6 protein-coding genes are annotated in these 8,006 nt (G+C 73.1%); all 6 read left to right on the plus strand.

Going from position 1 to position 8,006, the window contains the following annotated elements:
• Nucleotides 1-71: 71 nt before the first annotated feature.
• Nucleotides 72-749 carry a YigZ family protein gene (locus tag AB0F70_RS26190; RefSeq protein ID WP_357455800.1) on the plus strand — a complete coding sequence of 226 codons (678 nt, stop codon included), beginning with the start codon at nucleotides 72-74 and terminating at the stop codon, nucleotides 747-749.
• Between the two features lie 60 nt (nucleotides 750-809).
• Complete coding sequence (locus AB0F70_RS26195) at nucleotides 810-2,195, plus strand: extracellular solute-binding protein (protein ID WP_357455803.1); 1,386 nt, start codon at nucleotides 810-812, stop codon at nucleotides 2,193-2,195.
• On the plus strand, nucleotides 2,192-3,142 hold the full coding sequence (locus AB0F70_RS26200) for a sugar ABC transporter permease (protein WP_357455806.1): 951 nt from the start codon (nucleotides 2,192-2,194) through the stop codon (nucleotides 3,140-3,142). Before AB0F70_RS26195 ends, AB0F70_RS26200 begins: the two co-directional genes overlap by 4 nt.
• A gap of 25 nt (nucleotides 3,143-3,167) precedes the next feature.
• Entirely contained in the window at nucleotides 3,168-4,016 is an 849-nt protein-coding gene (locus tag AB0F70_RS26205; RefSeq protein ID WP_357455809.1) for a carbohydrate ABC transporter permease, read from the plus strand.
• A complete protein-coding gene (locus tag AB0F70_RS26210) occupies nucleotides 4,013-5,506 on the plus strand; it encodes a Gfo/Idh/MocA family oxidoreductase (RefSeq protein WP_357455812.1) in 1,494 nt (497 codons plus the stop codon). The genes AB0F70_RS26205 and AB0F70_RS26210 overlap by 4 nt, the downstream gene beginning before the upstream one ends.
• Nucleotides 5,503-8,006: alpha-N-acetylglucosaminidase TIM-barrel domain-containing protein (locus AB0F70_RS26215; RefSeq protein ID WP_357455815.1), on the plus strand; the 2,504-nt coding region annotated here is incomplete at its 3' end. The genes AB0F70_RS26210 and AB0F70_RS26215, both read left to right, overlap by 4 nt.

The raw sequence follows: 8,006 nt of genomic DNA on the forward strand, positions 1-8,006 counted from the left end.
CACACTATTAATCTATGGAGAAGACGCCGCGTGTCGGCGATCCGTGAAGGAAGTCCCCGTACCCTCGTGCGGTGGACCTCCCCAGCACCATCGCCCGGCCGATCGACCACGAGGTCGTCATCAAGAAGTCCCGGTTCCTGGCCCACCTCGCACCCGCCGCGAGCGTCGCGGAGGCCGACGCCGTCATCGCGCGCCGCCGCAAGGAGCTGTGGGACGCGGGCCACCACTGCGTCGCGATGGTGCTGGGCACCCACGCCGACGGTGCGAGCCAGACGGCCCGCTCCTCCGACGACGGCGAGCCCGGCGGCACCGCGGGCGTCCCCATGCTGGAGGTGCTGCGTCATCGCGACATGACGGACCTGGTCGCCGTGGTCACCCGCTACTTCGGCGGCGTCAAGCTGGGTGCGGGTGGTCTGGTCCGGGCGTACTCGGGCGCGGTGGCGGGCGCCCTCGACGTCGCCTACGGGGCCGGGGCGCTGCTCCGCCGGGAGCTCCTGTACGAGGTGGAGGTGCCCGTCCCCCACGGCGACGCCGGCCGGATCGACAACGTGCTGCGCGACTGGGCTTCGTCGCACGGGTCGGTCATGGAGCCGCCCGCCTACGACGCCGTCGCGCACCTGCGGCTGCTGGTGCCCCGTCACCAGCTGGACACCCTGACCTCCGACGTCGCCGCCGCCTCCGCGGGCGCCCTCTCCCCCGAGGTCGGCGACGCCAGGGTGGTGGACGTACCGCGCGTCGGCCTTGACTGACTCCCTCCGCGGGTGAAGTCTCTGGGGCACCCGCACCGGCACAAACACCGAGGAGGGACCATGCATCGTCGCATCCGCTCGTCCGCCGTCGTCGTCGCACTGACCGCCGCCGCAACGCTCCTCGCCGCTTGCGGCCCCAGCGCCGAGCAGGAAGGGCCGGCAGAGGCCATCACCTTCTGGACTCCGCAGTCGACGCCGGAGCGGGTCGCCGCCCAGGAGGCCGTGGCGGCCAGGTTCACGGAGGAGACCGGCATCGAGGTCGACGTCGTCCCGCTCGCGGCCGCCGACCAGGACCAGGCGCTGGTCACCGGTGCCGCATCCGGCGAGGTGCCGGACGTGATCCTCGCGGGCGCCTCACAGATCACGTCCTGGCAGGCCCAGGGGCTGCTCGACACGGACGTCGTGCAGGAGGCCATGGACACGCTGGACCCTGCGACGTTCAACGAGAACGCGCTGGGCGCCGTCACGGTGCAGACCGACGGGCAGAGCACGGTCGCCGCCGTCCCGAGCGACGGCTGGGTGCACCTCATCGCCTACCGCACCGACCTGCTCGAGGAGGCGGGGGTCGAGGTACCGACCAGCGTGGCCGAGCTCGCCGAGGCCGCGACCACCGTCGAGGACGAGCTCGGCATCACGGGCATCGCGCTCGGCACCCAGTCCGGCACCGCCTCGGGCACGGAGGGTATCGAGTCGATCTTCCAGTCCGCGGGCTGCGAGCTCGTGTCCGACGGCGAGGTCACCATCGACTCGTCCGAGTGCACGGAGGCCGCCGGGTACTTCAAGGAGCTGCGCGACTCGTCGGTCGCCGGCGACTACGACGTCGAGTCCGCCCGTGCCGCCTACATGGCAGGGGACGCGGCGATGCTGCTCTTCTCCACCCACATCCTCGACGAGCTGGCGAACCTCGACGAGGCGGTGCCGCCGTCGTGCGAGCAGTGCGCCGACGAACCCGCGTTCCTCGCGGAGAACTCTGACTTCATCACGGTGCTGGACGAGTCCCATCCGGCCCAGTTCGGCGCCACGCTCGCCTACGCGGTCCCCGCGCGCGCGAACGCCGACGAGGCGCGCCAGTACATCGAGTTCGTCATGGGCGAGGGCTACGCCGACACGCTCGCCGTCGCCACCGAGGGCCGCCTGCCGCTGCGCACCGGCACTCCCGAGAACCCGACGGAGTTCCTCGACGCATGGGGCGGCCTGGGCTTCGGGCCCAAGGTCGAGTCCTCGGTAGCCGAGGTGTACGGCGACGACCTGGTCACCGCGATGGGCGAGGGCATGGCCGCCGTCTCCCGCTGGGGTCAGGGCACCCCTGATGCCACGCTCGCGGGGCTGGTCGCCACCCAGGGCACGCTCGCGCAGCAGCTCGACCCGCTGTACCGGGGCACCGACCCGGCTGAGGTGACCCAGCAGATGGCCGCCGAGGTGACGGCCCTGCAGCAGGACCAGTGACGGCCCGACCAGCCACGAGGGCCCGCCCGACGACGGCTGCCCAGCGCGCGAACCGTTCTGGGTGGCTGCTCGTCTCGCCGTCGCTCGCGGTGGTCGCCCTGGTGGTGCTGCTGCCGTTCGCCCTGGTAGTCGTGTTCGGGTTCTCCGAGATCCGCCTCGTCGACATCCCGTACCTCGGGACGGAGCCGATAGTGTGGACCCTGGACAACTTCCGGCAGGCCGCGGCGTCGCAGGCGTTCTGGGGCGCCCTGTGGACCACGGTCCTGTACGCGGGTCTGACGGCGGTGGGGTCGCTCGCCGTGGGCCTCGCGCTCGCGCTGGCGCTGCGGCGGCCGTTTCCCGGACGCGGCCTGGTACGCGCCCTGCTGCTCGTGCCGTACGTGCTGCCGGTGGTCGCCGCGGCCACCATCTGGAAGACGGCGCTCAACCCGCAGTACGGGGTGGTCAACGCGTTCGGCCGCGCGTACCTCGGGTGGGACACGCCGGTGGGCTTCCTCAGCACGACCACTGCGGACGTCTGGGGCGTCCCCGTGCCGGTCGCGCTGCTCGTGGTCGTCCTGTTCGACATCTGGAAGTCGGCGCCGCTCGCGTTCCTGTTCCTCACGGCCCGGCTCCAGTCGGTGCCCGGTGAGATCGAGGAGGCGGCCGCGCTCGACGGCGCGAACCGCCGGCAGGCCCTGCGGTTCATCCTGCTCCCGCAGCTGCGGGCGGTGGCCCTGCTGCTCCTGCTGCTGCGGTTCATCTGGTCGTTCCAGACCTTCGACGACGTCTACCTGCTCACCGAGGGCGCCGGGAGCACGCAGGTCATGGCCATCCAGGTGTACACGGAGCTCGTCACCAAGGCCGACATCGGCAGCGCCGCGGCCTTCGGCCTGCTCATGAGCCTCATCCTGTGCGTGCTGCTCGTGGGGTACGTGCTGCTCTCCCGACGGACCGACGAATCATGAAAGGACAGTTCATGAGGGGGCAGTCATGAGCGGTGTCCGGCCCACCCGCGCCGCGCGGGTCGGGCGCGCCGTGGTGGTCGCCGTCGCGCTCCTGTGGTCGCTGGGGCCCGTGCTGTACGGCGTGCTGCTCTCGGTGCGACCGTACGGCGAGGTGGTCCGCGACCCGCTCGGGCTGCCGTCCGAGCTCGACCTGTCCGCCTTCACGACGGCGATGCGCGACGAGGCCGACGGCGGGTTCGGGCTGGGCCGGTTCGTGCTCAACTCGCTCGGCGTCGCGGTGGGGACCGTCGCGCTGAGCATCCTGGTGTGCGTGCTCGGCGCCTACGCCGCCGCCCGCCTCCGGTACCGCGGCCGGGCACTCACGAACGGCATCATCCTGGCCGTCTACCTGTTTCCGGGGATCGTCCTGGCGGTGCCGAAGTTCGTCATCCTGTCCCGCCTCGGCCTGACGGACACCCTGGTGGGGCTGCTGATCGTCTACGTGGCGGCCACGGTGCCCGTCGCGCTGTACATGATGCGCAACTTCTTCCTCGCGCTGCCGCAGAGCGTCGAGGAGGCCGCGATCATGGACGGCTGCTCGCTCGGCCAGCTGCTCGTCCGGGTAGTGCTGCCGATCGCGATCCCCGGCGTCGTGGCCACCGCCATCTACGTGTTCATGATCGCCTGGAACGAGTACTTCTACGCCCTGCTGTTCCTGGTGCAGCACCGCGACCTCTGGACGGCGCCGCTCGGCATCGCGCAGCTCGGCGACTTCCAGGTACCGGTCACCGTGCTCCTGGCCGGGTCCATCGCGGTGACGGTGCCCGTGGTGATCGTCTTCTTCCTCGCGCAGCGGTACATCGTGTCGGGTCTGGTCCAGGGGGCGGAGAGATGACGGCGCCTCCCGTTCAGCCGCCTGCCCGGCCTCCGGTCCGGCTGGCCGTCCTCGGCGCCGGCGGCCGCGGCGCCGACGCCTACGGCCGCTGGGCCCGGGCGCATCCCGACCGCGCCCGGATCGTGGCGGTGGCCGACCCGGACGCGGCATGCCTGGACGCCCTGGCCGGCACGACCGCCGCCCGCTACGCCGACTGGAGCGGCCTGGTCGCGGACCTCGGCCGCCTGCGGCCCGACGCCGTGATCGTCGCGCTGCCCGACGCCCTCCACGTCGCCGCGGCCACGGCGGTCGGGCAGGGCGACGATCACGGCGTCGGGCTGCCGATGCTGCTGGAGAAGCCCGCCGCGCCGACGCTAGCCGCCCTGGCGGACCTGGCCGGCGTGGTCCGCCGGACGGGCGCCCAGATCGCCGTCGGACACGTGCTGCGGTTCTCGCCGTTCTGGCGGGCGGTGCGGGCCGTCGTCGAGGCGGGCACCCTCGGCGACCTCGCGACCATCGAGGTGCGCGAGAACATCGGGTTCTGGCACTTCGCGCACTCGTTCGTCCGGGGCAACTGGCGCAACACCGCCGAGTCCAGCCCGATGGTGCTCGCCAAGACCTGCCACGACCTCGACCTGATCCGCTGGCTCGCCGGGTCGGCGCCCCGGACCGTGGCGAGCGAGGGTTCGCTGCTGCACTTCCGCCCGGAGAACGCGCCGGAGGGCGCCCCCGCCCGCTGCACCGACGGCTGTCCCGCCGCGGCGGACTGCCCGTTCTACGCGCCCCGCTACTACCTGGACGCGCTGCGCGACGTGACGGGTCATCCGGTCACGATGCTCGGCGACGACCTGTCTCCCGCCGGCCGCCTCGCCGCCCTGCGGCGCGGGCCGTACGGGCGCTGCGTCTACCACTGCGACAACGACGTCGCCGACCACCAGCAGACCCTCCTGCGGTTCCCGTCCGGGCTCACCGCCACGCTCACGGCCAGCGCGTTCACCGCCGAGAACACCCGGCACCTGGCGATCACGGGCACGCGCGGGCAGCTGCACGGGCACATGGAGTCGGGCGAGATCCGGGTGGACCTGTTCTCGCCGTCGGGCCGGCTGCCGGACGCCGTCCTCGGCGCACTGCCCGGCGTGGAGCTCGTCGAGTCCGGCACGGACGGGCCGCTCGGCCATGCCAGCCACACGCTCGTGGCCCACCCGGCCCCGCAGTCTGGTCTCGGCGCCGGTCTTGTTGCCGGGACCGACGCCGGCCCGGGCGGCCGCGGCGGCCATGCGGGTGGCGACGACGGTCTCATGGACGCGTTCTGCCAGGCAGTGGTCGACGGCACCGTCGGTTCGGGCGAGCTGTCGTTCGCCACGGCGCTGGACAGCCACCTCATGGCGTTCGCCGCGGAGTGGTCGCGCGCGGGTGCCGGCGTGGTGGACTTCGGGCGGTGGTCCGGCGCCGCGCTGGGTTCTGCGGGCGTGGGCACCGGCCGGGACAGCGCAGGCAAGAGGTCGCGGTGAGTGGGACGAGCGGGTGGGACGACGCCGTACGCGGCGTCGCCGAGCGGGCAGGCCTGGACCCGCGGCGCGTCACCGTCGAGCCCCTGGGATTCGATACCAACCTGCCCGACACCGCCGAATACCGGGCCTCGGCCGGCCACCTGACGATCCGGGCGACGGGCGCGGTGGCGGCGTCCGTCGCGCTGGCCCGGTACATCCGCGACCACCTGGGGACGCGGCTGACCTGGCAGCAGCCGCGCGTCACCCCGAACACGGCCGGTCCGAGCCCGCTGCCGGACGCAGCCCGCACCACCGTCTCGTCGCCGCACGAGGTGCGGTACTACCTGAACGTCGTGACCTTCGGCTACTCGACACCGTTCTGGGGCTGGGACCGCTGGGAACGCGAGATCGACTGGATGGCGCTGCACGGCATCACGCACCCGCTCATGCTCGTGGCGCACGAGGCGGTGCTCGCCGAGACGTTCCGCCGGGCCGGTCTGCCCGACGCCGAGGCCGCACGCTGGCTGGGCGGCGCCGCGCACTTCCCGTGGACGTTCATGGGCGGCATGCACTCGTTCGGCGGTCCGCTGCCGGCTCGCTGGGCCGAGCGCCGAGTCGACCTCGCCCGGCGCGTCCTGGCCCGGATGCGCGAGCTCGGCATGACGCCGGTGCTCCCCGCGTTCGGCGGGCACGTCCCGCCGGCCCTCGCGGGCCCGGGGCCGGACGATGACGACACCGCCGGCGACCAACCTGTCGACGACCAACCTGTCGACGACCATTCAGCCGGCGAGATCGAGTGGCAGGGCTGGCACATCCCCCTCCTCCACCCGGAGTCGCGTCGTTTCCAGGAGCTGTTCGCGACCTTCGCGCAGGTCCAGGGCGAGCTGCTCGGCCCGGGGTCCGGGCACTACGCCGTCGACCCGTACATCGAGTCGGTCCCGCCGTCGGGCAACGTCGAGTACCTGCGCGCCGCCGGCCGCGGCACCTACCGGGCCCTCGCCGCCGCGGACCCCGACGCCGTCTGGGTGCTCCAGGGCTGGCCCTTCCACTTCAAGGGCGCGTTCTGGACGCTCGACCGCGTGGCCGCCTATCTGAGCGACGTCCCCGTCGACCGCACGCTCGTCCTGGACCTCTGGGGCGAGTACGTGCCGCTGCACACGGCCCTCCTGGCCGACGGCGCCCCGCTCGCCGGGCGACCCTGGGTCTGGTGCGCGCTGCACAACTTCGGGGGCCGGCCCGCGCTGTTCGGCGACCTGCGCGGCCTCGTCCGGGACGTCCTCTCCCTGCCCGACGGCGTGCCCCACCTGCGCGGCATCGGTCTCGCCCCCGAGGCCATCGAGAACAACGAGGTCTTCTACGAGCTCGCGACCGACCTCGCCTGGGACGACGCGCCGCGCTCCCCTGCCGAGATCGACCGCTGGCTGGAGCGGTTCGTGCTGGACCGGTACGGGCTGTCGGAGCCGCACCCGGTCACAGAATCGGCCACAGAATCGGCCACAGGATCGGCCACAGGATCGGCCACAGGATCGGCCACAGGATCCCCCCGCTCGGGGCTGGCCGGTGAGTTGCGGGCGAACGTGGCACAGACGGCGCTACGCGCTTGGCACACTATTTATTCGACTCTCTACGGTGTGGGCCGTACCCGTTCCGTCCCGACGCCCGTCATCGCTCGCCCCTGGACCGCGGGGCTGCCGTTCCCCGCCCAGCGCAGCGCGGGCGAGGCGATCGGGCACGGGGGCACGGCCGGCACCGACCCGCCGACACCCTCGTCCAACATCGATGCCGAGAACGACCCCGACGTCGCAACGGCGCTCCCCCGCCTCGGCCAGGCTGTGCGGGAGCTGACCGAGGTCCGCGACCACCTCCCGGAGACCCTGCCGAGCACACTGCCGGACACGTCCCTCCCGAACCCGGCGCGCGAGCTGCTGAGCGCCGACATCGCCGAGCTGGCGGGCCACGTCCTCGCCCAGGGCACCCGCGCGCACGTGCGCGGCATCCTGGCGGCGGCACGCGAAGGCGACCCGGACGGCGTCCGCGCCCATATGCGCCGCCTGCGCGCCGATCTGCTGCAGCTCGACGACCTGGCGGCCGCCCGGCCCGAGACGAGGGTCGCCACCTGGGTCGACGCCGCCCGCACCTGGGGCGACACCGACGCCGAGCGGGACGCCATGGAGCGTGAGGCACGGAGCCTGGTCAGCGTCTGGGGCGGGCAGCACAACGGCCTGCACGACTACTCGGGCAGGCACTGGCAGGGCCTCGTCCGGGACCTCTACCTACCGCGCTGGCAGGCCTGGGCGGACTGGCTGGCCGACGCCGCCGCGCACGGCCCGGTCCCGCCGGACGCCGACCCGACCCCGCTGCGCGAGCGCATCGTCGCACTGGAGGAGAGCTGGCGCGTGGAGGGAGGCGTGGTCGGTAGAACGTCAGGTGGTCGGTTGACGTGGGCGTGCGGGCCGATCATCACCGCTGACCCGATCTGTGCGGGATGCCCCTGGCGTCCGCGCACGAGCGCGTTCTCCAT

Origin of the sequence: Promicromonospora sp. NPDC023805, assembly GCF_040639635.1 — a bacterium.
Classification (GTDB): domain Bacteria; phylum Actinomycetota; class Actinomycetes; order Actinomycetales; family Cellulomonadaceae; genus Promicromonospora.